Origin of the sequence: Streptomyces sp. BJ20, assembly GCF_022869105.1 — a bacterium.
GTDB lineage: Bacteria > Actinomycetota > Actinomycetes > Streptomycetales > Streptomycetaceae > Streptomyces > Streptomyces griseoincarnatus.
Genome location: NZ_CP094918.1, coordinates 5,689,645 through 5,713,886, shown reverse-complemented (window position 1 = coordinate 5,713,886; position 24,242 = coordinate 5,689,645). Strand labels below are relative to the sequence as shown.

General features: G+C 72.0%; 21 protein-coding genes. 14 read left to right on the top strand and 7 right to left on the bottom strand.

Annotated features, from left to right (window positions below):
• The first annotated feature begins 51 nt into the window (after positions 1–51).
• Positions 52–300, top strand: coding sequence for a hypothetical protein (locus MTR79_RS25825; protein ID WP_048456755.1), 249 nt, complete (start codon positions 52–54; stop codon positions 298–300).
• 70 nt (positions 301–370) lie between these two features.
• Here MTR79_RS25825 and MTR79_RS25820 read toward each other — a convergent pair whose 3' ends face one another.
• Positions 371–1,048 carry a methyltransferase domain-containing protein gene (locus MTR79_RS25820; protein ID WP_189365158.1) on the bottom strand — a complete coding sequence of 226 codons (678 nt, stop codon included), beginning with the start codon at positions 1,046–1,048 and terminating at the stop codon, positions 371–373.
• An 86-nt stretch (positions 1,049–1,134) separates the two neighbouring features.
• Positions 1,135–1,734 carry a DUF3043 domain-containing protein gene (locus MTR79_RS25815; RefSeq protein WP_048456757.1) on the bottom strand — a complete coding sequence of 200 codons (600 nt, stop codon included), beginning with the start codon at positions 1,732–1,734 and terminating at the stop codon, positions 1,135–1,137.
• Positions 1,735–2,043: 309 nt separating this feature from the next.
• Here MTR79_RS25815 and MTR79_RS25810 point away from each other — a divergent pair, with 309 nt between their 5' ends.
• The 6 genes from MTR79_RS25810 (at position 2,044) to MTR79_RS25785 (ending at position 10,847) form a co-directional block, all read left to right on the top strand.
• The gene (locus MTR79_RS25810) at positions 2,044–2,835 is read left to right on the top strand and encodes a PspA/IM30 family protein (protein WP_019522025.1); all 792 of its coding nucleotides are present in this window, start codon (positions 2,044–2,046) and stop codon (positions 2,833–2,835) included.
• Positions 2,836–2,855: 20 nt separating this feature from the next.
• The gene (locus MTR79_RS25805; RefSeq protein WP_086702316.1) at positions 2,856–3,137 is read left to right on the top strand and encodes a hypothetical protein; all 282 of its coding nucleotides are present in this window, start codon (positions 2,856–2,858) and stop codon (positions 3,135–3,137) included.
• A gap of 109 nt (positions 3,138–3,246) precedes the next feature.
• Entirely contained in the window at positions 3,247–4,470 is a 1,224-nt protein-coding gene (locus MTR79_RS25800) for a sensor histidine kinase (protein WP_086702317.1), read from the top strand.
• Positions 4,471–4,495: 25 nt separating this feature from the next.
• On the top strand, positions 4,496–5,185 hold the full coding sequence (locus MTR79_RS25795; RefSeq protein WP_086702319.1) for a response regulator transcription factor: 690 nt from the start codon (positions 4,496–4,498) through the stop codon (positions 5,183–5,185).
• Between the two features lie 159 nt (positions 5,186–5,344).
• Entirely contained in the window at positions 5,345–8,482 is a 3,138-nt protein-coding gene (locus MTR79_RS25790) for an efflux RND transporter permease subunit (protein WP_244792053.1), read from the top strand.
• Between the two features lie 118 nt (positions 8,483–8,600).
• A complete protein-coding gene (locus MTR79_RS25785) occupies positions 8,601–10,847 on the top strand; it encodes a serine/threonine-protein kinase (protein ID WP_244792052.1) in 2,247 nt (748 codons plus the stop codon).
• 15 nt (positions 10,848–10,862) lie between these two features.
• On the opposite strand, the gene nadA is transcribed toward MTR79_RS25785, so the two are convergent.
• Positions 10,863–12,047: a quinolinate synthase NadA gene (gene nadA, locus MTR79_RS25780; RefSeq protein WP_086702322.1), complete on the bottom strand. Its 1,185-nt coding sequence runs from the start codon at positions 12,045–12,047 to the stop codon at positions 10,863–10,865.
• A 286-nt stretch (positions 12,048–12,333) separates the two neighbouring features.
• On the opposite strand from nadA, the gene erpA reads away from it, so the two are divergent.
• Positions 12,334–12,690 carry an iron-sulfur cluster insertion protein ErpA gene (erpA, locus tag MTR79_RS25775; RefSeq protein ID WP_048456762.1) on the top strand — a complete coding sequence of 119 codons (357 nt, stop codon included), beginning with the start codon at positions 12,334–12,336 and terminating at the stop codon, positions 12,688–12,690.
• A gap of 90 nt (positions 12,691–12,780) precedes the next feature.
• Here erpA and MTR79_RS25770 read toward each other — a convergent pair whose 3' ends face one another.
• Both MTR79_RS25770 and MTR79_RS25765 read right to left on the bottom strand, forming a co-directional pair.
• The gene (locus tag MTR79_RS25770) at positions 12,781–14,259 is read right to left on the bottom strand and encodes a hypothetical protein (RefSeq protein ID WP_244793300.1); all 1,479 of its coding nucleotides are present in this window, start codon (positions 14,257–14,259) and stop codon (positions 12,781–12,783) included.
• A 1,151-nt stretch (positions 14,260–15,410) separates the two neighbouring features.
• Complete coding sequence (locus MTR79_RS25765; protein WP_086703234.1) at positions 15,411–15,620, bottom strand: hypothetical protein; 210 nt, start codon at positions 15,618–15,620, stop codon at positions 15,411–15,413.
• 129 nt (positions 15,621–15,749) lie between these two features.
• Between MTR79_RS25765 and MTR79_RS25760 the strand changes: the two genes are divergently transcribed.
• Positions 15,750–16,724 (top strand): carbohydrate kinase family protein, encoded by a 975-nt coding sequence (locus MTR79_RS25760; RefSeq protein ID WP_048456764.1) that lies wholly within the window; start codon positions 15,750–15,752, stop codon positions 16,722–16,724.
• Positions 16,725–16,740: 16 nt separating this feature from the next.
• Here MTR79_RS25760 and MTR79_RS25755 read toward each other — a convergent pair whose 3' ends face one another.
• Entirely contained in the window at positions 16,741–18,129 is a 1,389-nt protein-coding gene (locus MTR79_RS25755) for a cysteine desulfurase/sulfurtransferase TusA family protein (protein ID WP_244792051.1), read from the bottom strand.
• 338 nt (positions 18,130–18,467) lie between these two features.
• Here MTR79_RS25755 and coxB point away from each other — a divergent pair, with 338 nt between their 5' ends.
• From coxB to MTR79_RS25735, 4 genes are all read left to right on the top strand, one after another.
• A complete protein-coding gene (gene coxB, locus MTR79_RS25750; protein WP_048456951.1) occupies positions 18,468–19,388 on the top strand; it encodes a cytochrome c oxidase subunit II in 921 nt (306 codons plus the stop codon).
• On the top strand, positions 19,385–21,121 hold the full coding sequence (gene ctaD / locus MTR79_RS25745) for a cytochrome c oxidase subunit I (RefSeq protein WP_033272941.1): 1,737 nt from the start codon (positions 19,385–19,387) through the stop codon (positions 21,119–21,121). Before coxB ends, ctaD begins: the two co-directional genes overlap by 4 nt.
• Positions 21,118–21,516 carry a cytochrome c oxidase subunit 4 gene (locus MTR79_RS25740; protein ID WP_086700590.1) on the top strand — a complete coding sequence of 133 codons (399 nt, stop codon included), beginning with the start codon at positions 21,118–21,120 and terminating at the stop codon, positions 21,514–21,516. The genes ctaD and MTR79_RS25740 overlap by 4 nt, the downstream gene beginning before the upstream one ends.
• A gap of 130 nt (positions 21,517–21,646) precedes the next feature.
• Positions 21,647–22,933 (top strand): Ig-like domain-containing protein, encoded by a 1,287-nt coding sequence (locus MTR79_RS25735; RefSeq protein WP_086700588.1) that lies wholly within the window; start codon positions 21,647–21,649, stop codon positions 22,931–22,933.
• 77 nt (positions 22,934–23,010) lie between these two features.
• On the opposite strand, the gene MTR79_RS25730 is transcribed toward MTR79_RS25735, so the two are convergent.
• Positions 23,011–23,412, bottom strand: a complete 402-nt coding sequence (locus tag MTR79_RS25730; protein ID WP_048456767.1) for a response regulator transcription factor — start codon at positions 23,410–23,412, stop codon at positions 23,011–23,013.
• A 215-nt stretch (positions 23,413–23,627) separates the two neighbouring features.
• Here MTR79_RS25730 and MTR79_RS25725 point away from each other — a divergent pair, with 215 nt between their 5' ends.
• A complete protein-coding gene (locus MTR79_RS25725) occupies positions 23,628–24,239 on the top strand; it encodes a heme-copper oxidase subunit III (RefSeq protein WP_031019600.1) in 612 nt (203 codons plus the stop codon).
• Positions 24,240–24,242 lie beyond the last annotated feature (3 nt).

The following is a 24,242-nucleotide window of genomic DNA, read 5'->3' as shown; positions in this document are numbered from 1 at the left end:
CCAAGATCCGGCTTCTGCTGTGCAGTGAGCTCACACGCTTGGGAGGCGTACATGGCGGCATGGACGTGGCGGTTCGAGAAGGCCGACGGGACGCAGGTCGAGCCCGCGGTGGCGCCGGAGGAGTTCACCACGCAGGGGGACGCCGAGTCCTGGATCGGGGAGAACTGGAAGGCACTCCTGGAGGGCGGCGCCGACCAGGTGCGCCTGCTGGAGGACGACACCGAGATCTACGGCCCGATGAGCCTGCACGCGGACGAGGCCGCGGCGGCGGAGAGCGGGAGCGCCGGCGAAGGCGCCTGAGCTGACGGCGCGGGGGCCGGTGGCACCGGGACCGGGGTCCCCGCGGCCGGCGCTCTCCGGGGCTGAACCCTCAGCCCCGGACCCCGCACAGGTGCAGCAGCGCCGCGACCCCCCGGTACGGGTCCGTCCGCCCGGCCCGGTCCTCGACCGCCAGCACGGCGTCCAGGTCGTCCGGCAGCACCGCGTCGTCCGCCGCCGTGTCCGTGAAGACCCGTACGCCGTACCAGGTGTGCAGCGGCGCCCCGATCCCCGCGAGCGTCGACGTCAGCCGCTTCAGCCCGTACGACGTCGTCGGCGGGCAGAACGCCGCCAGCGCCCCCGCCCAGTCGCCGGACAGACCCGCCCGCATCGCCGCCGCGTCGCCGTTGCGCACGAGCAGCGACAGCATCCCCCCGGGCGCCAGCATCCGCGCCACCCCCGCGAGCAGCGCGTCCGGCTCCTCCACGTCGTCCATGAGCACGCCATGACAGAGCACGACGTCGAAACTGCCCGGCAGGAAGTGCACACCGGTGTCCCCGGCCTGCCCCTCGATGATCCGCATCCGCTCCCGGATGCCCTCGGGCTCCTCGGCGAACGCCTCCCGGGCCGCCGAGATCGACGCGGCGTCCTGCTCGACGCCCGTCACCTGATGGCCGGCCCGGGCCAGCCGCAGCGCCTGCACGCCCCGGCCCATGCCCACGTCGAGCACCCGCAGCCGCTTCCCCACCGGGAAGCGCGCGACTATCTGCTCCTCGAGCTGGCGGGCCACCAGCTCCTCACGGACGACGTCACGCAGACGGCCGGGCCCGCCCAGCGGACCCGGCGCCGTCGTACCGTGCGTGAACGGGGTGGTGCTCAGGGCCGCTCCCCGCGCTTCACCTGGGGCTTGGGCAGCCGCAGCCGGCGCATCTGGAGGGTGCGCATCAGCGCGTAGGCCACCGCGCCGCGCCGGTTCTCGTCGGGGAAGCGCTCGGCGAGCGACTTCTTCAGACGGACGCCCGTCACGACCGAGTCGAGCACGATCATCACGATGACGACCAGCCACAGCAGCAGCGCGATGTTCTGCAGCTGTGCGACCTGGACCATGCTCAGCACGAGGATGACCACGGCCATCGGCAGGAACCACTCCGCGATGTGGAAACGCGAGTCCACGAAGTCGCGGGCGAACCGGCGCACGGGACCCTTGTCGCGCGCGGGCAGGTACCGCTCGTCGCCGCTGGCCAGCGCCTGACGCTGACGCTCCAGTGCGGCACGGCGCTCCTCGCGCTGACGCTTGGCGGCCTCCTTGCGCGACATCGTCGTGTTGGCCACGCTGCGGCGCTGCGACTGGGCCACGCTGCGCTTGGGTGTGGGGCGGCCCTTGGGGGCCTCGGGGTGACGGGGCTGATGGGAGTCGGTCACGGTCGCCTTGTCGGCGCCCGGTGCCTTCTCTTCCTTGGCACGGCTACGGAACACAAAACCCAAGGGTACGGGGTGGCCGGGGTTGGACCACAGCCTTGCGGGGAACGATCCGGCAACACCGGACGTCTCTCCTAGGACAGATGGGGACGTAGCGGGGGCCTCCGGGGCCGACCGTCGGCCGCCACCCCGGGAGCCACCTACTCCCTACGCCGGATCAGGAGGGTACTCAGTCGTCCTTGGGGATGAGCGCATCCGTCCCCGAACAGTGCGGTAATGGATGCAGGGCCCGTACTGTGGGTTCTGAGGCAGTCACTGGAGCTGGAGTCCGTCAGAAGGGGGCGCGCGAAGCCCATGAGCGGTGTCATGAAGCGTATGGGGATGATCTTCCGCGCGAAGGCGAACAAGGCCCTTGACCGGGCCGAGGACCCGCGCGAGACCCTCGATTACTCGTACCAGAAGCAGCTGGAGCTGCTCCAGAAGGTCCGCAGGGGCGTCGCCGACGTGGCGACCAGCCGCAAGCGCCTGGAGCTCCAGCTCAACCAGCTCCAGTCCCAGTCGTCGAAGCTGGAGGACCAGGGCCGCAAGGCGCTCGCGCTGGGCCGTGAGGACCTGGCCCGCGAGGCCCTGTCCCGCCGCGCCGCGCTCCAGCAGCAGGTGACCGACCTGGAGACGCAGCACGCCACGCTCCAGGGCGAGGAGGAGAAGCTGACGCTGGCCGCGCAGCGCCTCCAGGCCAAGGTGGACGCCTTCCGCACCAAGAAGGAGACCATCAAGGCCACCTACACCGCCGCCCAGGCGCAGACCCGGATCGGCGAGGCCTTCTCCGGCATCTCCGAGGAGATGGGCGACGTCGGCCTGGCCATCCAGCGGGCCGAGGACAAGACCGCCCAGCTCCAGGCGCGGGCCGGCGCGATCGACGAGCTGCTCGCCTCCGGCGCCCTCGACGACCAGTCCGGCATGCACAAGGACGACATCCAGGCCGAGCTGGACCGCCTCTCCGGCGGCACGGACGTGGAGCTCGAACTGCAGCGGATGAAGGCCGAGCTGGCCGGGGGCACCTCCGGCGACCGGCAGGCACTCGAGGGCGGCCAGGGCCAGGCGCAGCCGCAGACCCAGCAGCAGCCGCAGGACACCCCGCGCTTCGACAAGCAGTAGCCCGCGCCGAGGAGGGCGACATGATCGTACGGATCATGGGGGAGGGGCAGCTGACACTGGACGAGAGCCGGCTGCCCGAGCTGAACAAGCTGGACGAGGAACTGCTCGCCGAGATGGAGAACGGCGACGGGCCCGGCTTCCGCGCCACGCTCCAGGCGCTGCTCGACAAGGTGCACGAGCTGGGCGAGCCGCTGCCGGACGACTCCCTGGAGCCGTCCGACCTCATCCTCCCGTCCCCCGAAGCCACCCTCGAGGAGGTCCGCGGCCTCCTCACCGACGACGGCCTCATCCCGGGGACCTGAGGCGTCCCCGGGACCACCGGGGCCCGCCGTCAGCGACAAGGCAGTCCGCAGAGAGGGGGGAGCCGGGGCCACGCCGCACGGGCGTCCGCCCCGGTCACCGCAACCAGCCGTGAGCACCCTGACACGCGCCCGCTGCCGGGCGCGGGCCCATCCGGCAGCCGTGGACACGGTGCTGGCCGTCGGCGTCCTGCTGTGCATGGTCGCCGGGTCCTTCGTCGAGCCGCACGACCCCGAGGGGGTCAGCTGGGGGCTGCGCACCCCCGACCCGCTCAGCCTGGTCCTGATGGCGCTCGGCGCCGCCGCGCTCGTCTTCCGCCGCCGCGCCCCGCGCACGGTGCTCGGCGTCGCGGGCGGCCTCTCCGTCGTCGAGTCCGTCACCGGGGACCCGCGCGCTCCCGTCGCCATGTGCGCGGTGATCGCCCTCTACACCGTCGCCGCCTCCACCGACCGCGCCACCACCTGGCGGCTGGGCCTGCTCACCATGACCGTCCTCACCGGCGCCGCCATGGCCGCGGGGCCCCTGCCCTGGTACGCCCAGGAGAACCTGGCCATCCTCGCCTGGACCGGCATCGGCGCCACCGCCGGCGACGCCGTCCGCAGCCGCCGCGCCTTCGTCCAGGCCATCCGCGAGCGCGCCGAACGCGCCGAACGCACCCGCGAGGAGGAGGCCCGCCGCCGCGTCGCCGAGGAGCGGCTGCGCATCGCCCGCGACCTGCACGACGTGGTCGCCCACCACATCGCCCTGGTCAACGTGCAGGCCGGGGTCGCCGCCCACGTCATGGACAAGCGCCCCGACCAGGCCAAGGAGGCCCTCGCCCACGTCCGCGAGGCCAGCCGCCACGCGCTCGGTGAACTGCGCGCCACCGTCGGCCTGCTGCGCCAGTCCGGCGACCCCGAGGCGCCCACCGAGCCCGCCCCCGGACTCGACCGCCTCGACGAACTCGCCGCCACCTTCCGCAACGCCGGGCTCCAAGTCGAGGTCGCCCGTGCCGACCAGGACACCGAACTGCCCGCCGCCGTCGATCTGGCCGCGTACCGGATCATCCAGGAGGCGCTGACCAACGTGCAGAAGCACGCCGGGACCGACGCGCGCGCCGAGGTCAGCGTCGTACGCGTCGGACCGCACATCGAGGTCACCGTGCTCGACGACGGCAACGACGACGGACACGACCCCACGCCAGGCGGCGGGCACGGACTGCTCGGCATGCGCGAACGCGTCACCGCCCTGCGCGGCACCCTGACCACCGGCCCCCGCTACGGGGGCGGCTTCCGCGTGCATGCGATCCTTCCCGTCGAGCCCCGCACCTCCGCCGCCTCCGGCGGCCGCCCGTGACCGACGACGCCCCGCTGGAGCCCGCATGACGATCCGCGTCCTGCTCGCCGACGACCAGGCTCTGCTGCGCAGCGCCTTCCGCGTCCTCGTCGACTCCGAGCCGGACATGGAGGTCGTCGGCGAGGCGTCCGACGGCGCCGAGGCCGTCCGGCTGGCGCGCGAACACCGGCCCGACGTGGTCCTCATGGACATCCGCATGCCCGGCACCGACGGGCTCGCCGCCACCCGCGAGATCAGCGCCGACCCCGCGCTCGACGGGGTGCGGGTGGTCATACTGACGACCTTCGAGGTCGACGACTACGTGGTGCAGTCGCTGCGGGCCGGCGCGTCCGGCTTCCTCGGCAAGGGCTCCGAGCCCGGCGAGATGCTGGGCGCCGTCCGGATCGCCGCCTCGGGTGAGGCGCTGCTGTCCCCGCAGGCCACCAAGGGCCTGATCGCCCGCTTCCTCGCCCAGGACGGCCCGCCCGGCCCCGACGGCGACCCCGAGCGCGCCGAGCGGCTCGACTCGCTCACCGTGCGGGAGCGGGAGGTGCTGGTCCAGGTCGCGGGCGGCCACTCCAACGACGAGATCGCCGAGCGCCTCGAGGTCAGCCCGCTCACCGTGAAGACCCACGTCAACCGAGCCATGGCCAAGCTGGGCGCCCGTGACCGGGCCCAGCTCGTGGTCATCGCCTACGAGTCCGGGCTGGTCCGTCCGAGGACGGACCGGGCGTAGCCGGGAGTACTGCGGCGGGAGTAGGCGCCGTGTGAAGAATCGGACCTCGGGACCACGGATCGGCCGTGGGCCATGGCCCAGGGTGTAGAGCGGGCCGCCCACTGTGCGTGCGCCCCTCTGCCGGACCTTCGCCGCTCCACGGAAAAGAGACCCTGACCCATGTCCTGGCTGTCCAGATTCAGCCTCGCGCAACGGGCGCTGATCGGACTGATGTCGATCATCGCGCTCGTCTTCGGGGCGATCGCGATACCCCAGCTCAAGCAGCAGCTCCTGCCGACCATCGAACTGCCCATGGTCTCCGTGGTCGCGCCCTATCAGGGCGCCTCCCCGGACGTGGTGGAGAAGCAGGTCGTCGAACCCGTCGAGGACAGCCTGGAGGCCGTCGACGGTATCTCCGGCGTCACCTCGAAGGCGAGCGAGGGCAACGCCGTGATCATGGCGTCCTTCGACTACGGCAACAACACCCAGCAGCTCGTCGCCGACGTGCAGCAGGCCGTCAACCGGGCCGGCGCCCGGCTGCCGTCCGGGGTGGACCCGCAGGTCGTCGCCGGCTCCACGGACGACATCCCGACCGTGGTGCTCGCCGTCACCTCCGACAAGGACCAGCAGGCGCTCGCCGACCAGCTGGACCGCACGGTGGTGCCCGCGCTGAGGAGCATCGACGGCGTCGGCCAGGTCCAGGTGGACGGCGTACGGGACCTCCAGGTCACGGTCGTCCCCGACGAGGCCAAGCTCACCAAGGCGGGCCTGACCAGCGCGTCCGTCGCGCAGGCACTGCAGGCCGGCGGCGCCACCCTGCCGGCGGGCTCCTTCGACGAGAACGGCGCCAACCGCACCGTCCAGGTCGGCGGCGGCTTCACCTCCGTCCGGCAGATCCAGGACCTCATGGTCGCCGCCGCCCCGGGCCAGGGGAAGCCCGTCCGCCTCGGCGACGTGGCCACGGTCCGGCAGGAGGAGGCGCGCTCCGACTCCCTCACCCGCACCAACGGCAGGCCCAGCCTCGCCGTGATGGCCACCATGGACCACGACGGCAGCGCCGTCGCCATCTCCGAGGCCGTCGAGGAGAAGCTGCCCGGGCTGCGTGAGGACCTCGGCGACGGCGCCACCCTCACCGTGGTCAGCGACCAGGGCCCCGCCGTCTCGAAGGCCATCGACGGCCTCACCACCGAGGGCGCGCTCGGCTTGCTCTTCGCCGTGCTGGTGATCCTGGTCTTCCTCGCGTCGGTCCGCTCCACCCTCGTCACCGCGGTGTCCATCCCGCTGTCGGTGGTGCTCGCGCTGATCGTCCTGTGGACCCGCGACCTGTCGCTCAACATGCTGACCCTGGGTGGTCTGACCATCGCCATCGGCCGGGTCGTCGACGACTCCATCGTCGTCCTGGAGAACATCAAGCGGCACCTCGGCTACGGCGAGGAGCGCCACTCCGCGATCATGAACGCGGTGCGCGAGGTGGCCGGCGCGGTCACCTCCTCCACCCTCACCACCGTCGCCGTGTTCCTGCCGATCGGCCTCGTCGGCGGCATGGTGGGCGAGCTGTTCGGCTCCTTCAGCCTCACCGTCACCGCCGCGCTGCTGGCGTCCCTGCTGGTGTCGCTGACGGTCGTGCCGGTGCTGTCGTACTGGTTCCTGCGGCCGCCGAAGGGCACCCCGGAGGACGCCGAGGAGGCCCGCAGGCAGGCCGAGGAGAAGGAGGCGAAGAGCCGCCTCCAGCGCACCTACGTGCCCGTGCTGCGCTTCGCCACGCGGCGCCGGCTGACCAGCGTCGCCATCGCCGTCGTCGTGCTGATCGCCACCTTCGCCATGGCTCCGCTGCTGAAGACCAACTTCTTCGACGCGGGCGAGCAGCAGGTCCTCACCGTCACGCAGAAGCTCGAGCCCGGCACCAGCCTGGCCGCCACCGACGCCCAGGCGAAGAAGGTCGAGAAGCTGCTCTCGGACACCGAGGGTGTCAAGGACTACCAGGTGACCGTCGGCTCGTCCGGCTTCATGGCGGCCTTCGGCGGCGGCACCGACACCAACCAGGCGAGCTACCAGGTCATGCTGGAGGACTCCGCGTCCTCCGAGGACGTCCGCGCCGGCATCGAGAAGGGCCTCGCCGGTCTCGACGGCATCGGCACCACCACGGTGGCGGCCGGCGACGGCTTCGGCAGCCAGGACCTCAGCGTCATCGTCAAGGCGGCCGACGCGCAGGTGCTGAACAAGGCGGCCGAGCAGGTCCGCGAGGCGGTGGCCTCCCTGGACGACGTCACCGACGTCACCAGCGACCTGGCGCAGAGCGTGCCCCGCGTCTCGGTCGTGCCCAACGACAAGGCGGCGGCGGCCGGTTTCGACGCCCAGACCCTCGGAATGGCCGTCGCCCAGTCGGTGAAGGGCACCCCGGCCGCCAAGGCCGTCCTCGACGACACCGAGCGGGACGTCGTGATCCGCTCGGCGCGGCCCGCCACGACCGTCGAGCAGCTGCGCAACCTGCGCCTCGGCCCGGTGAAGCTGGGTGACATCGCCACCGTCCGGCAGGTGGACGGCCCGGTGTCCATGACCCGGATCGACGGCCAGCGCGCGGCCACCGTCACCGCCCGCCCGGTCGGCGACAACACGGGCGCCGTGGGCACGGCGCTGCAGTCGAAGATCAACGAGCTGACGCTGCCCGCGGGCGCGACGGCCGAGATCGGCGGCGTGACCGAGGACCAGGACGAGGCCTTCGTCAACCTGGGTCTGGCCATGCTGGCCGCCATCGCCATCGTGTTCATGCTGCTGGTCGGCACCTTCCGGTCGCTGGCCCAGCCGCTGATCCTGCTGGTGTCCGTGCCGTTCGCGGCGACCGGCGCGATCGGCCTGCTGCTGGTCACCGGCACCCCGATGGGCGTCCCGGCGATGATCGGCATGCTGATGCTGATCGGCATCGTGGTCACCAACGCGATCGTGCTGATCGACCTGATCAACCAGTACCGCGCACAGGGGCACGGCATCATCGAGGCCGTGATCGAGGGCGGCCGGCACCGTCTGCGTCCGATCCTGATGACCGCCCTGGCGACGATCTTCGCCCTGCTCCCGATGGCGCTCGGCGTCACCGGAGAGGGCGGCTTCATCGCCCAGCCGCTCGCGGTCGTGGTGATCGGCGGCCTGATCACGTCGACCCTGCTCACCCTGCTCCTGGTCCCGACGCTCTACGCGATGCTGGAACTCCGCAAGGAGCGCCGGGCGAAGAAGCGGGCCGTGAAGCGGACCGGGAAGGCGGGCCGGCCCGAGCAGCCGGCGCCGGACGCCTCCTCCGACGAGACGCGGCCCGCGTCCGTCTGACCGCGTGACCCGCGGCGGCCGGTTGCCGAACCGGAACAATCGGTTCGGGAACCGGCCGTCGCCGCTTCGCCGTTACATATGCTGGGGCCTCGAACTGGCTCACGGGGGAGGGCTCGGGGTGCCGCTGCGCAAGGACGACCCGAAGTCGGTCGGTGGCTACCGGCTGCTGGACCGGCTCGGCGCCGGCGGCATGGGCGCCGTCTACCGGGGCAGATCGCGGTCCGGCCGCGAGGTCGCCGTGAAGGTGGTGCACGCCCAGTACGCCGAGGACCCCGTCTTCCGGACCCGTTTCCGCCAGGAGATCGCCGCCGTCCGCAAGGTGAGCGGCGTCTTCACCGCGCCCGTCGTGGACGCCGACCCGGACGCCGAGCGCCCGTGGATGGCCACCCAGTACGTGCCCGGTCTCTCGCTCGCCGCGCGGATCCGCGACGAGGGCCGGCTGAACCGCACCGAGTTGCGACGGCTGGCGCTCGGCCTGGTGGAGGCGCTGCGGGACATCCATCGCGCCGGGGTCGTCCACCGCGACCTCAAGCCCGCCAACGTGCTGATGGCCGACGACGGCCCCCGGGTCATCGACTTCGGCATCTCGCGCGCGGTCGAGAACCACAACACCCTCACCGAGACCGGCCAGATGATCGGCACCCCGCCGTTCATGTCCCCGGAGCAGCTGACCGACGCCCGCTCGGTGGGCCCGGCCTCCGACGTGTTCTCCCTGGGCGCCCTGATCGTCTTCGCCGCCACAGGCCGCGGCCCCTTCGACGCGGACAGCCCCTATCTGACGGCGTACCAGGTGGTGCACGACGCCCCGGCCCTGGACGACGTGCCGGACCCCCTGCGCCCGGTCCTGGAGCGCTGCCTGGCCAAGGACCCCAAGGAGCGGCCCGAACCGGGCTCCCTCGCGGCCGAGTTCATGGCCGCGCTTCCCGAGACCGGTGACGAGGAGGCGTCCACGGTCCGGCTGCGCGCCGACGATCTGGCCCTGGTGCGGACCCGGCCCGCCGGAACCCCCGACTACGGCTTCGGCGCCGACGCCTCGTCCGCACCCGAGCCGCCCGCCCGCCGCCGGGGCCGTGCCCGCAGGCTGTGGGCCGTGTCCGGGACCGCCGTCGCGCTCGCCCTCGGGCTGACGGCCTACCTCCTCTCAGGCCCCGGGGACGACGGGCAGAAGGGCACGGACGTCGCCGCGCCCTCCCGGTGGGCCGCCCTGCCGGACGGCTGGCGGCCATGGCAGACGACGATGGAGGCGCCCGCCGTGAGCGGGGTGAAGCGGGCGTACGACGTGGCCGGGGTGGGCGTCTTCTCCGCCCCGCGGTGCGCGGTGGAGGGAAACGCCGTGTTCTGCGCGGGCGACGGGACGCTGCCCCTGCGGATCGACGCGCTCACCGGGCGGGCGGTCTGGCGCGCCGACGGGGTCCCGTCCGCCGCGGCCGAGGGCGAGTTCGGCTTCTCGGTGCTCGGGGTCGTGGACGGCACGATGGTGGTGCAGCAGCGGTACCGCCCCGGCGAGGGCGGAGAGTACCGGACCTCGGTCACCGCCCTCGACGCGCGCACCGGAAAGCTCTTGTGGCACCGCGGCCTGAACGACTCCCAGACCTACGCCCACCTCCTCGGCGACCTCGTGGTCGTCCCGGACGACGACAGCGGCCGGACGCTCGTGGCCCGCTCGGCACGCACCGGCGCCGAGCGTTGGACGGCCGCGCTGCCGGAAGGGCAGTACTGCGACTGGACGGGCTCGGGCACCTACGTCCCCCTTGCTTGCGGGCCGGGCGATGAGCCCGCGGAGCACCAGGTGCTCCTGACCCTGGACGCAACCGACGGCACGGCGCACACCGCCGAGGCGCCCTACGACTCCGTGCCCCTCGGATGGTTCGACGGGCGCGTCCTCCTGCTCGACCGGCCCGAGGACGAGGAGAGGGACGCGTACACGCGCATCCGGCTGGTCGACACCGGCACGGGCCGCTCCACGACGACCCGGCTCGCGCACGAGCTGGAGGGGGACGTGACGCTCGCGGACGGCGTCCTGTGGAGCGCCTCGTCCTCCGGCCGGCTCACCGCGGTGTCGGCCCGGACCGGCGCACGGCTGTGGACCACCCGGACCAGCCTGGAACAGCCCTCCGGCGTCACCCACGATCCGCGGGCCCGCGTGGTCTACCTTTCCACCGCCAGCGGCCGGGTCGCCGCCCTCGACACCACCAAGGGAACCCCACTGTGGGAGACCCTGCCGCGTGCCCGGCGGGCGGATGCCCTGGGCCGGGAGTCGGCGCAGGTGCTGCTGCACGACGGCGCCCTGGTCGTCAGCACGTCCGAGGGCGGTCTGTTCTCGCTGGACCCCGCCCACCCCGACCGGGAGCCCGTGCCGGGGTGAGGGCGGGGCGGCCGGCTACGGCAGCGCCAGCATCCGCTCCAGGGCGAGCTTGGCGAAGGCCTCCGTCTCCTTGTCGACCTCGATGCGGTTGACCAGGGTGCCCTCGGCGAGGGACTCCAGGGCCCAGACCAGGTGGGGGAGGTCGATACGGTTCATCGTCGAGCAGAAGCAGACCGTGCGGTCGAGGAACACGATCTCCTTGTCCTCGGAAGCGAAACGGTTCGCCAGGCGGCGGACCAGGTTCAGCTCGGTACCGATGGCCCACTTGGAGCCGGCCGGGGCAGCCTCCAGCGTCTTGATGATGTACTCGGTCGAGCCGACGTGGTCGGCCGCGGCGACGACCTCGTGACGGCACTCGGGGTGCACCAGGACGTTGACGCCCGGGATGCGCTCACGGACCTCGTTCACCGAGTCCAGGCTGAAGCGGCCGTGCACCGAGCAGTGGCCGCGCCACAGGATCATCTTCGCGGCGCGCAGCTCCTCGGCGGTCAGGCCGCCGTTCGGCTTGTGCGGGTTGTAGACGACGCAGTCCTCCAGCGACATCCCCATGTCCCGCACCGCCGTGTTGCGGCCCAGGTGCTGGTCGGGGAGGAAGAGGACCTTCTCGCCCTGCTCGAACGCCCAGTCCAGGGCGCGCTCGGCGTTCGACGAGGTGCAGATCGTGCCGCCGTGCTTGCCGGTGAAGGCCTTGATGTCGGCGGAGGAGTTCATGTACGAGACGGGGACGACCTGCTCGGCGATCCCGGCCTCGGTCAGCACGTCCCAGCACTCGGCGACCTGCTCGGCGGTGGCCATGTCCGCCATGGAGCAGCCGGCCGCGAGGTCGGGGAGGACCACCTTCTGGTCGTCACCGGTGAGGATGTCGGCGGACTCGGCCATGAAGTGCACACCGCAGAACACGATGTACTCGGCCTGGGGGCGCGCGGCCGCGTCCCGCGCCAGCTTGAAGGAGTCGCCCGTGACGTCGGCGAACTGGATGACCTCGTCCCGCTGGTAGTGGTGGCCGAGCACGAAGACCTTGTCCCCGAGCTTCGCCTTGGCCGCGCGGGCGCGCTCCACCAGGTCCGGGTCGGACGGGGAGGGGAGGTCGCCGGGACACTCCACACCGCGCTCGCTCCTCGGGTCGGCCTCCCGGCCGAGGAGCAGCAGGGCGAGGGGCGTCGGCTGGACGTCGAGCTCCTGGGTCTGGGCGGTGGTCACGACACGCACCCTTTCTGTTCTGGCGACTTCTCGTCGATTTGACGCTATCTATCATAACCGGTTCACGTCACTTTGACGATGGCCATAGCGTCCATGTGACGTGAATCCCGGCGGCCCTCCGTTCATTCCCCGTGGGCCCCGGCGAGCGACGGTTTCCGCTCCGCACGGCGTGTGCGAGCATGAGGAGGGAGCCGAGGAAAAGACGCACCCGGCTTGGAATGAATCCGCGGCCCCGTCGGTTGCAACCGTCGGCAAGCAGTCTCCGTACAACCCGGGAGAGATGTAGATGTCCGTATCGGACGAGACCACCACCGTCACCGACGGCATCATCCTGACCGACGCCGCCGCGTCCAAGGTCAAGGCCCTGCTCGACCAGGAAGGCCGTGACGACCTCGCCCTGCGCGTGGCCGTCCAGCCCGGCGGCTGCTCCGGCCTGCGGTACCAGCTCTTCTTCGACGAGCGCGCGCTCGACGGCGACGTGGTGAAGGACTTCGGCGGTGTGAAGGTCGTCACCGACCGCATGAGCGCCCCGTACCTGGGCGGCGCCACCATCGACTTCGTCGACACCATCGAGAAGCAGGGCTTCACGATCGACAACCCGAACGCCACGGGCTCCTGCGCCTGCGGCGACTCCTTCAGCTGAGCACCGCCGGTCCGCCCGGCGGACCACATGACGAAGGCGGCGGCCCCGTGACCACGGGACCGCCGCCTTCGTCGTGCGCGCGTGCGCCGCTCAGCGTGCGCCGGTCGGTGCGGGCAGGCGGGCGCCGCCCTTGTGCAGCGGCACCGGCTCGCCGTCCGCCGTCACCACCTGGCGGTCGCCGAGCGGGGCGTCCAGCCGCAGCGTCTGCTCGTACTGCTTGGCGATCAGAATGCACACCTTGTCCGGCCAGGGCGTCTCGGTCACCCGCACGGTGACCTTGCTGGCGCTCTCGCTCGCGGTCGCCTTGTAGTCGGCGCAGACGCCGCCCGTGAACGTCACGGTCAGCTCGTCGCCCTGGGCCGTGTAGCCCTCCACCTCGACGTCACGGGTGGCCGGCGCGGACGTCGGCTCGTCACCGGGACCCGACGGCTCCTCGCCCGGCCGCTCCCCGGACCCCGTCGGCGCGGCGAGGAACTCCGGCTCCACCGCCGGATGCGTCACCGTGAACGGGTTGTCGGACCCCGCCGGGCGCACCTCGAACAGCCAGGACGGCACCAGCGCCGGGCGCCCGTCCACCGAGTGCGCGGCCAGCCCGAACACCGCCTCGTCGACCGCGACGGTCTCACCGGCCGGCTTCGCAGGTGCGCAGGGCTCCTCCTGCTGCTGCCCCTCGTCCAGCGGTGCGGGGGTGGCGCAGCCGCCGATCTCCACGCGGTCGCCGGCGCCGGGCGCCCCGTTCATCGCGTCCAGCGCCTCGCGGGCGCTCACCACCGGGTACTCGTCGCCCTTCACCGGCTCCGCGAGCCGCCCGCTGCCGCCGACGACCTCGCCGCTCGCCCCGACGACCACCCCGGTCGTCCAGCCGTACGTCGGCAGTCCGCCGACCTCCGGGTCGGCGTTCACGACGCGGCTGCCGTCCAGCACCTGGCTCGCGTCCAGCTTGGCGTCGTCCTGGCCCACCGCCTTCAGCACCGGTGCGGCGGCCTTCTTCGCGGCTTCCTCGCTCACCGCGGCCGCCTTGGCGCCGGTCGGGGCCTTGCAGGTGGCGCCCTTGCAGTTGTCACTGCCGCGGACGTTCCGGCTGAACGTCCAGGTGCCGGGGGCCTGCTTGTCGACGCGCAGGGTCGGACCGGAGCCGTCCTGGCCGCCGATGCGCCAGGAGCCGCCCTCGGCGACCGGCCTGCCCTCGACCCCCAGCGCCTCGGCCAGCGCGACCACGCGGTCCTCGGTGACCTGGCCCCGCGCGTGGAACACGGGTGCCGCGTCCGGACCGTCGGGGAGGGCGCCCTCGGCGCGGTAGGACGCGCCGTACGGGTTGGGCTCGCCCGGCGCGATGCCGTCCGGGCCGCTCTCGGAGTGGCCGTCCAGGGCGAGCGGCGGGGGAGTGGCGTCGCCGTTCGCCCCCGGCGTCGCGCCGCCCCCGGAGTCACCGGCCGCCCCGGCCGCGAGATACGCGCCACCGCCGCCGACCAGCAGCACGGCGGCGGCGACGGAGGCGACCAACGCAGGCGTGCGGCGACGGGCCGGCCCCTCGGACCCACGTTCCGCGTCCCGGCTCCCGCCGACCACGGGCTCGGGCCCTGCATAGGCATGGTCGTCCCCGGCCGACGGGACGGAGGACTCGGCGGCTCCGGTGCCCGCGGGCGCGCCGGCCGGCGCGGACGTGTCGTCTCCCGCGGCTGCCGGGTCGGTGGTTCCGGGGGTGGAGGCCGGGGCGCCTGCGGACGCGTTGGCTGCGGTCGCGGGCGGGTCGGCCGGTGCGGGCTCGTCCTTTCCGGCGCGGGGCTCGTCTCCTGCGGTTGCCGGGTCGGTGGTTCCGGGTGGGGAGGTTGCGGGGCTTGCGGGCGTGTCGGCTGCGGTCGCGGGCGGGTCGGCCGGTGCGGGCTCGGCCTTTCCGGCGCGGGGCTCGTCTCCTGCGGTTGCCGGGTCGGTGGTTCCGGGTGGGGAGGTTGCGGGGCTTGCGGGCGTGTCGGCTGCGGTCGCGGGCGGGTCGGCCGGTGCGGCCGTGTCGTCCGCGGCTGCGGGGTCGGTGGTTCCGGCCGTGGCGGCCTGAGCGGCCTCGGCCTCTCCGGTCCGGGGCGCGTCGGCGTCGCGCGGCCCCGTCACGTCCGGCTGCGTCGGCCGCGAAGGCACAGGCGCATCGGCGTCCACCGCCGTCGGTCCGGTCCCTTCCGTACCGGTGCGGTGCACACCGGCGGCGGTCTCGCCGGGCCCCGCGGAGGGCCGGCCGTCGGCGATTCCGCCCGCCCGGGCCTCGGAGGGGCCGCCCTCCTGCTTCCGCGGCCGATCGGCCGTGCCGCTTTCACCCGTCCGCGTGGGCCCCCCGGCCCTGGCCCCGGCGCCCCCGGCACCCTCCGCCGGGCCGTGCTCCCCGGACGCGCCGGCGTCCCCGGCCGGGCCGGATGTCCCGGAGCCCTCCGTGTCCTCGGCCGCCGGGCCACGCGTCTCCACGGCGTCCGTGCCGGAGCCGGCCGCCTCCGAGGAGGAGGTGGTGCGCGGCCGTGCGCCCTCCGTGTCGGGCGCGTCGCCCGGGACGGGGCGCGGCTCGTCGTCGTGGTCGGGTCGCTCGGTGTTCACCGCATCGCTCCTTCGCCTGCACAGCTGTCCCCTGCGGACCCTGCCCGGTCGCACCGGGGCTGCCGAGGGTTCGTATCCCGCATCCCCTCTACGGGGGACAGCGATGGGACGCAGTGGGGGAGCGCGCGGTTCCCCGCGTTCGCTCAGTCGCCGTAGTCGGACATGGCGTCGAGCATCCGCGCCGAGGAGGGCGGCACGTCCACCCCGTGGATCAGGGAGGGCGACACCGGCCGGGACGCCGTCCGCTCGGGTGCGGCCCAGTGCGGGACCATCCGGGCGCAGTCACCGCGCAGCGAGGTCAGATCGCCCTCGAGGTCGACCGGAGCGGGGCTGTGGACCTTGATGTTCGTCATGTCCGCACCGTATGCACGCCGACAGCCGCGAAGAAAGAGCTACTATCGGGTAGTTTCGACTGCTTCTACGGGCCGTTCCCACCCGGTAGCGTGAAGTGTCAAACCCCCTCCCTCAGGAGAATCCACGCCGTGCGCATCGCAGTCACCGGCTCCATCGCCACCGACCACCTCATGACCTTCCCCGGCCGGTTCGCCGACCAGCTCGTCGCGGACCAGCTGCACACGGTCTCGCTGTCCTTCCTGGTCGACAACCTCGACGTGCGTCGCGGCGGGGTGGCCGCGAACATCGCCTTCGGCATGGGTCAGCTCGGCACCCGCCCGATCCTGGTCGGCGCGGCCGGGTTCGACTTCGACGAGTACCGGGCCTGGCTGGAGCGGCACGGTGTCGACACCGACTCCGTCCGCATCTCGGACACGCTGCACACCGCCCGCTTCGTGTGCACCACGGACTCCGACCACAACCAGATCGGCTCCTTCTACACGGGCGCGATGAGCGAGGCCCGCCTGATCGAGCTGAAGACCGTCGCCGACCGCGTGGGCGGCCTCGACCTGGTGTCCATCGGCGCCGACGACCCGGAGGCGATGCTCCGGCACACCGAGGAGTGCCGCTCGCGGGGCATCCCGTTCGCCGCCGACTTCTCCCAGCAGATCGCCCGCATGGACGGGGAGGAGATCCGGATACTGCTGGAGGGGGCCACGTACCTCTTCTCGAACGAGTACGAGAAGGGCCTCATCGAGACCAAGACCGGCTGGACCGACGAGGAGATCCTCGCCAAGGTCGGCCACCGCGTCACCACTCTGGGCGCCCGCGGGGTGCGCATCGAGCGGGCCGGCGAGGAGACCGTCGAGGTCGCCTGCCCCGACGAGGAGCGCAAGGCCGACCCCACCGGCGTCGGCGACGCCTTCCGCGCCGGCTTCCTGTCCGGCCTGGCGTGGGGCGTCTCCCTGGAGCGCGCCGCGCAGGTCGGCTGCATGCTGGCGACCCTCGTCATCGAGACGGTCGGCACCCAGGAGTACCAGCTGCGCCGCGGTCACTTCATGGAGCGCTTCACCAAGGCCTACGGTGACGACGCCGCCACCGAGGTGCGCGAGCACCTCGGCTGACGCCGCCCTCGGTCACTCACGACAGCCGGCGGACCACATAGGCCGCGCCCCGGTCCGCCGGCTGCTCGCCGACGTACTCCTGGCCGCGCATCTCGCACCACGCGGGGATGTCGAGCCGGGCCGCCTCGTCGTCGGCGAGGACCCGCACCAGGCCGCCCACCGGCACGTCGCCGATCACCCTGGCCAGCTCGATCACCGGGATCGGGCAGCGCCGTCCCAGCGCGTCCACCACCAGCGCCTCGTCCCGCTCCCGCGTGACGGTCTCCGTCCGGGACACCGGCGCGCCCAGCTTCTCCCGCACCCCGGCGACCACCCCCGGCAGCACGCCGAGGAAGCGCTCCACGTCCTCCTCCTCGGTGCCCGGCGGCAGCGAGACCCGGACGTTGCCCTCGCTGAGCACCCCCATCGCCCTCAGCACATGGCTGGGCGTCAGCGTGCTGCTGGTGCAGGACGAGCCGGACGACACGGAGAAGCCCGCCCGGTCCAGCTCGTGCAGCACGGTCTCCCCGTCGACATAGAGACACGAGAACGTGACCACCCCCGGCAACCGCCGCTCCGGGTCCCCGACCACCTCCACGTCCGGCACCAGCTCCGGCACCCGCGCCCGGATCCGGTCCGTCAGCTCCCGCAGCCTGGCCGCCTCCTGGGCGGCCTCCGCCCGCACCGCCCGCAGCGACGCCGCCGCGGCCACGATCGCCGGGAGGTTCTCGAACCCGGGCACCCGCCCCGACTCCCGCTCGTCCCGCGGCCCCTGGGGCGCGAACCGCACCCCCTTGCGCACGGCGAGCAGACCCACCCCCGAGGGCCCGCCCCACTTGTGGGCGCTCGCCGCGAGCAGTGACCAGTCGCCCTCCACCGGACCCCAGCCCAGCGACTGCGCCGCGTCCACCAGCAGCGGCACCCCGGCGGCCCGGCACGCCTCGGCCGCCTCGGCCACCGGCTGGAGGGTGCCCACCTCGTGGTTGGCGGACTGCAGACAGGCCAGCGCGGTGTCCGGCCGCAGCGCCCCGGCGAACTCGGACGGGCGTACGGCACCCGTGCGGTCCACCGGGACCTCGGTGACCGTGCCGCCGCCGTCCCGGTGAACTTCCGCCGCATGGAGTACAGAAGAGTGTTCGACCGCTGACACGATCAGGTGGTGCCCGGTGCGCCGTCTGCCGGCCAGCGCCCCCGTGATCCCGGTGTGCACCGCGGCGGTCCCGGACGGGGTGAACACCAGCTCGTCGGGACGGCACCCCACGGCCTCGGCGGCCGCCTCCCGGGCGGCGTCGAGCAACAGCCGCGCCCGCCGCCCCTCCTTGTACAACCGCGCCGGATCCGCCCACCCTTCGTCCAGCGACGCCAGCAGGGCCTGACGGGCGACGGGATGAAGAGGAGCACCGGAAGCGGCATCGAAGTAGGACACACGGCAACGCTAACCCCCTCAGGGGCGCGAGGAACCGCGCGATCGACCACGACGGCGCCGCAGCCGCCACGACGCCCGTACCCCCGGATGACGAGGCGCTCGACGCAACCCGCGGCGCGTACGGCACCCCTCCCCGCGACCCCCGGAAGGGCGTCGGCTAGGGTTTGGTCCGCATAAACATCCAAACCCCTGCCCGACGCAGGGCGGCGACCGACCAGCGAGGCCGCAGCCGAACAGCGCGGGCGAGACTCTCGGGAAGGCGCTACGTGAGTCCCAACGGCTCCGACCTCCCCCACGGCCTGGAAGGCGTGGGCGGTACCCCCAAGCCGCGGCGCCCGATGCGGCGGAAGCTGCTGCAGGCACTGACCGCGGGCCTGGTCCTGGCGACCGCCACCGGTTGCACATGGGAGGACTTCCCCCGCCTTGGCATGCCCACCCCCACGACGGAAGAGGCTCCCCGGATCCTCTCCCTGTGGCAGGGGTCCTGGGCGGCCGCGCTCGCCGTCGGCGTGCTGGTGTGGGGCCTGATCCTGTGGAGTGCTTTCTTCCACCGGCGCAGCCGCACCAAGGTCGAGGTACCTCCGCAGACCCGGTACAACATGCCCATCGAGGCGTTGTACACGGTGGTCCCCCTCGTCATCGTCTCGGTGTTCTTCTACTTCACCGCGCGAGACGAATCCGAGCTGCTGAAGCTCGAGAAGAAGCCCGACGTCACGGTGAACGTGGTCGGCTTCCAGTGGAGCTGGTGCTTCAACTACGTCGAGGACGTCGAGGGTTCCACGGGCGACGCCAAGACGTCCGAGGAACTCGACGCGATTCCGGACCGCTACAAGGAGGCCTTCCCGGCCGACGCCGGCGGTGTCTACGACTGCGGCATCCCCGGAACCCGGAACCCGCAGACCAACAACCCGGGCCCCACCCTGTGGCTGCCCGAGGGCAAGCGGGTCCGCTTCGTGCTGACCTCGCGTGATGTCATCCACTCCTTCTGGGTGGTGCCGTTCCTGATGAAGCAGGACGTCATCCCGGGCCACACCAACGCCTTCGAGGTGACCCCCAACCGTGAGGGCACCTTCCTCGGCAAGTGCGCCGAACTCTGCGGCGTCGACCACTCCCGGATGCTGTTCAACGTGAAGGTCGTCTCCCCCGAGCGGTACGAGCAGCACCTGAAGGACCTCGCGAAGAAGGGGCAGCAGGGCTACGTGCCCGCGGGCATCGAGCAGTCCGGCCCCGAGAAGAACCGGGAGTCGAACATCCTGTGAGCATCCTCAACGAACCCAAGGGTGCCGCGGCAGCTGGGTCCCACTACGAGGACGAACTGCCGGTCAGGCGCCAGAACCGTGGCAGCGTCGTGGTCAAGTGGCTGACGACCACGGACCACAAGACGATCGGCACGATGTACCTCGTGACGTCGTTCGTCTTCTTCGTCATCGGCGGCGTGATGGCCCTGGTGATGCGCGCCGAGCTGGCCCGCCCGGGCCTGCAGATCGTGTCGAACGAGCAGTTCAACCAGGCGTTCACGATGCACGGCACGATCATGCTGCTGATGTTCGCGACGCCGCTGTTCGCCGGCTTCGCGAACTGGATCATGCCGCTGCAGATCGGCGCGCCCGACGTGGCGTTCCCGCGGCTGAACATGTTCGCCTACTGGCTCTACTCGTTCGGCTCGCTCATCGCGGTCGGCGGCTTCCTGACGCCGGACGGCGCCGCCAGCTTCGGCTGGTTCGCCTACTCGCCGCTGTCGGACGCGGTCCGCTCGCCGGGCATCGGCTCCGACATGTGGATCATGGGCCTCGCCCTCTCCGGCTTCGGCACCATCCTCGGCGCGGTCAACTTCATCACCACCATCATCTGCATGCGCGCGCCCGGCATGACGATGTTCCGCATGCCGATCTTCACCTGGAACGTGCTGCTCACCGGTGTGCTGGTGCTGCTCGCCTTCCCGGTGCTGGCCGCCGCGCTGTTCGCCCTGGAGGCGGACCGCAAGTTCGGGGCGCACATCTTCGACTCGACGAACGGCGGAGCGCTGCTCTGGCAGCACCTCTTCTGGTTCTTCGGTCACCCCGAGGTGTACATCATCGCGCTGCCGTTCTTCGGCATCGTCTCCGAGATCATCCCGGTGTTCTCCCGCAAGCCGATGTTCGGCTACATGGGTCTCATCGGCGCGACCATCGCGATCGCGGGTCTGTCGGTGACGGTGTGGGCGCACCACATGTACGTCACGGGCGGTGTGCTGCTGCCGTTCTTCTCCTTCATGACCTTCCTGATCGCGGTCCCGACCGGTGTGAAGTTCTTCAACTGGATCGGCACCATGTGGAAGGGCAGCCTGTCCTTCGAGACACCGATGCTGTGGACGCTGGGCTTCCTCATCACGTTCACCTTCGGCGGTCTGACCGGCGTCATCCTGGCCTCGCCGCCGCTGGACTTCCACGTCTCCGACTCGTACTTCGTGGTGGCGCACTTCCACTACGTGGTGTTCGGCACCGTGGTGTTCGCGATGTTCGCCGGCTTCCACTTCTGGTGGCCGAAGTTCACCGGCAAGATGCTCGACGAGCGGCTCGGCAAGATCACCTTCTGGACGCTGTTCATCGGCTTCCACGGCACCTTCCTGGTCCAGCACTGGCTGGGCGTCGAGGGCATGCCGCGCCGGTACGCGGACTACCTGGCCGCGGACGGCTTCACCGCCCTGAACACGGTCTCGACGATCGCGTCGTTCCTCCTCGGCATGTCGCTGCTGCCGTTCTTCTACAACGTGTGGAAGACCGCCAAGTACGGCAAGCCGGTCGAGGTCGACGACCCGTGGGGCTACGGCCGCTCCCTCGAGTGGGCGACCTCCTGCCCGCCGCCCCGGCACAACTTCCTCACCCTGCCGCGGATCCGCAGTGAATCCCCGGCGTTCGACCTGCACCACCCGGAGATCGCCGCGCTCGACGAGCTCGAGAACGCCGGTCACGGCGAGAAGGCCCTCTCCGGCGGCAAGGAGGCCGGCAAGTGAAGATCCAGGGCAAGATGTTCATGTGGCTGAGCCTCTTCTTCCTGGCCATGGCCGTGGTCTACGGCCTGTGGTCGAAGGAGCCGGTCGGCACCACTGCCCTTTTCCTGTCCTTCGGCCTGAGCATCATGATCGGCTTCTACCTGGGCTTCACCGCCCGGCGGGTCGACGTGGGCGCCCAGGACAACAAGGAGGCGGACGTCGCCGACGACGCCGGCGAGGTCGGGTTCTTCAGCCCGCACAGCTGGCAGCCCCTGTCCCTGGCCGCGGGCGGCGCCCTGGCCTTCGCGGGCGTGGCGATCGGCTGGTGGCTGATGTACTTCTCCGCGCCGCTGCTGCTGATCGGTCTGTGGGGCTGGGTCTTCGAGTACTACCGCGGTGAGAACCGCACCCAGTAACACGCCACACGGCACCCGGAAGCCCGGACACTCCGTCAGGAGGGTCCGGGCTTCCGCTTCTGCCGCATCCGCCTCACCCGTTCGGGCCGCCCGGTGAGCCGGGACGCGCCCGGCTCCCTAGCGTGAGGCCATGAGAGACACAGAGTCCCCCCGCACCGGCCTGCGCGGCACGCGGGCCCGCCTCGCCGGGTGCGCGCTGCTGGTGGCGGCCCTCGGCGCGGGCGTCACCGGCTGCTCCTCAGACGGCAGCCCGCTGTCCGCCGAGCCGTACGACGCGGCGGACCAGATCTCCTTCGGCGGCTCCCTCGACGAGGGAAAGCCCGCCGACCCCGACAAGCCCATCGAGATCACCGCCGAGGACTCCGACGGGCGCATCACCGACGTCGTCGCCGTGGACGCCTCCGGACGGCACCTGGCGGGCGAACTGGCCGCCGACGGCAGCCGCTGGCACAGCACCACGCCGCTGGCCGCCTCCGCGCAGTACACGGTCCGCGTGAGCACCGAGGACGAGGACGGCAGGCCCGGCCGCAAGGTCCTCACCTTCACCACCGGCAAGCCCGGCGCCGCCAAGCGCCTGGGCATCACCTTCGGCCCCGAGGCGGGCACGTACGGCGTCGGACAGCCGCTCGTCGCGGAGCTCAGCGAGCCGGTCAAGGAGCCGGCGCAGCGGGCCGTCGTGGAACGCGGCCTGAAGGTCGACTCCACGCCCTCCGTCACCGGCGCCTGGTACTGGGTGGACGACAAGAAGCTGCACTTCCGGCCCAAGGACTACTGGCCGGCCAACGCCAGCGTCCAGGTGCGCAGCAACCTGGAGGGCATCAGGATCGGTGACCGGCTGCGCGGCGACGCGGCCAAGCCGCTCACCATCCGCACCGGTGACCGCGTGATAGCCGTCACCGACGCCGCCGCGCACCGGCTGACGGTCCACAAGAACGGCGAGGAGATCAAGCAGATCCCCGTCACCACCGGCAAGCCCGGCTTCGAGACCCGCAACGGCGTCAAGGTGGTGCTCGCCAAGGAACGCTTCGTACGCATGCGCAGCACCACCGTCGGCATCGCCGAGGGCTCCGCCGAGTCCTACGACCTGGACGTGCACTTCGCGACCCGGGTCACCTGGAGCGGCGAGTACGTGCACGCCGCCCCGTGGTCGGTCGGCTCGCAGGGCTACGCCAACGTCAGCCACGGCTGCGTCGGGATGAGCACCGCCGACGCCGAGTGGTTCTTCGACACCTTCCGCCAGGGCGACCTCGTGGAGGTCGTGAACTCGGAGGGCGACGTCATGGAGCCGTTCGGCAACGGCTTCGGCGACTGGAACCTGACCTGGGACAAGTGGCGCGAGGGCAGCGCCCTCACGGGCAGCGGGAAGACCCCCGAGACCGCCCAGCAGGTGGCACGGCTGCGGCCCGCGGCCGCGTGAAGCACCACAGGGCCGCCGCGCACGCCCACAGGCGGGCCGGCGGCCCTCGTCGGCCGCCCGGGGCCGGGGCGGAAGCCTCAGGCGCCCGCCAGCGCCTTCCGGCGCAGCAGCGAGGCCAGGGCGTTCGCGAACTCCACCGGCTCCACCGGAAGCGTCACCGCCGCCTCCGCGCGGCTCCAGGTCGCCAGCCAGGCGTCCTGCGGGCGGCCCATCAGCAGCAGCACCGGCGGGCAGTTGAAGATCTCGTCCTTGATCTGCCGGCACAGCCCCATGCCGCCCATCGGCACGGCCTCGCCGTCCAGGACGCACACGTCGACGCCGCCCCGCTCCAGCTCCGTGAGCACGGCCGCCGGCGTCGCGCACTCCAGGAACTCCACGAGGGGCACGTCCGGCGCCGGCCGCCGCCCGGTGGCGAGCCGCACCTGCTCCCGGGTGTTGGCGTCGTCGCTGTAGACCAGCACCGTGGCGGTCGCCTGCATTGTTCCTCCACGCGTAAGAGAGAGGGCACGGCTCTGTCGGGAACTTCGGGTACCGATGGCGCGGATGCTACCCCCTCGGACCGCCCGTCAACACCGGTTCGGACACGGCTTCGAACGGGGCCTCCCTGGGCCATACGGGCAGTCCAGGAGGGGCGAACACACCGAACGGCACCCCCGGGAGTGAGGGCGGGATAAGCGACCGACATAATGTCGGCGTGGCGACAGCAACGACAGTAGACACCGGGCACGCGCACCCGTCGGTCAACCGACCGAACCTCACCAGCGTCGGAACCATCATCTGGCTGAGTTCCGAGCTGATGTTCTTCGCGGCCCTCTTCGCGATGTACTTCACCCTGCGATCGGTGACCGGACCCGACTTCTGGTCGGAGAAGGCCGACCTGCTGAACTTCCCGTTCTCGGCGACGAACACCACGATCCTGGTGCTCTCCTCGCTCACCTGCCAGCTCGGCGTCTTCGCCGCCGAGCGCGGTGACGTGAAGAAGCTCCGGATGTGGTTCATCGTCACCTTCATCATGGGCGCGGTGTTCATCGGCGGCCAGGTCTTCGAGTACACCGAGCTGGTCAAGCACGAGGGCCTGTCCCTCTCCTCCGACCCGTACGGCTCGGCCTTCTACCTGACCACCGGCTTCCACGGCCTGCACGTGACGGGCGGCCTGATCGCCTTCCTGCTGGTCCTGGGCCGGACCTACGCGGCCCGGAGGTTCACACACGAGCAGGCGACCGCGGCCATCGTCGTGTCCTACTACTGGCACTTCGTCGATGTCGTCTGGATCGGCCTCTTCGCCACGATCTACATGATCAAGTAGGCG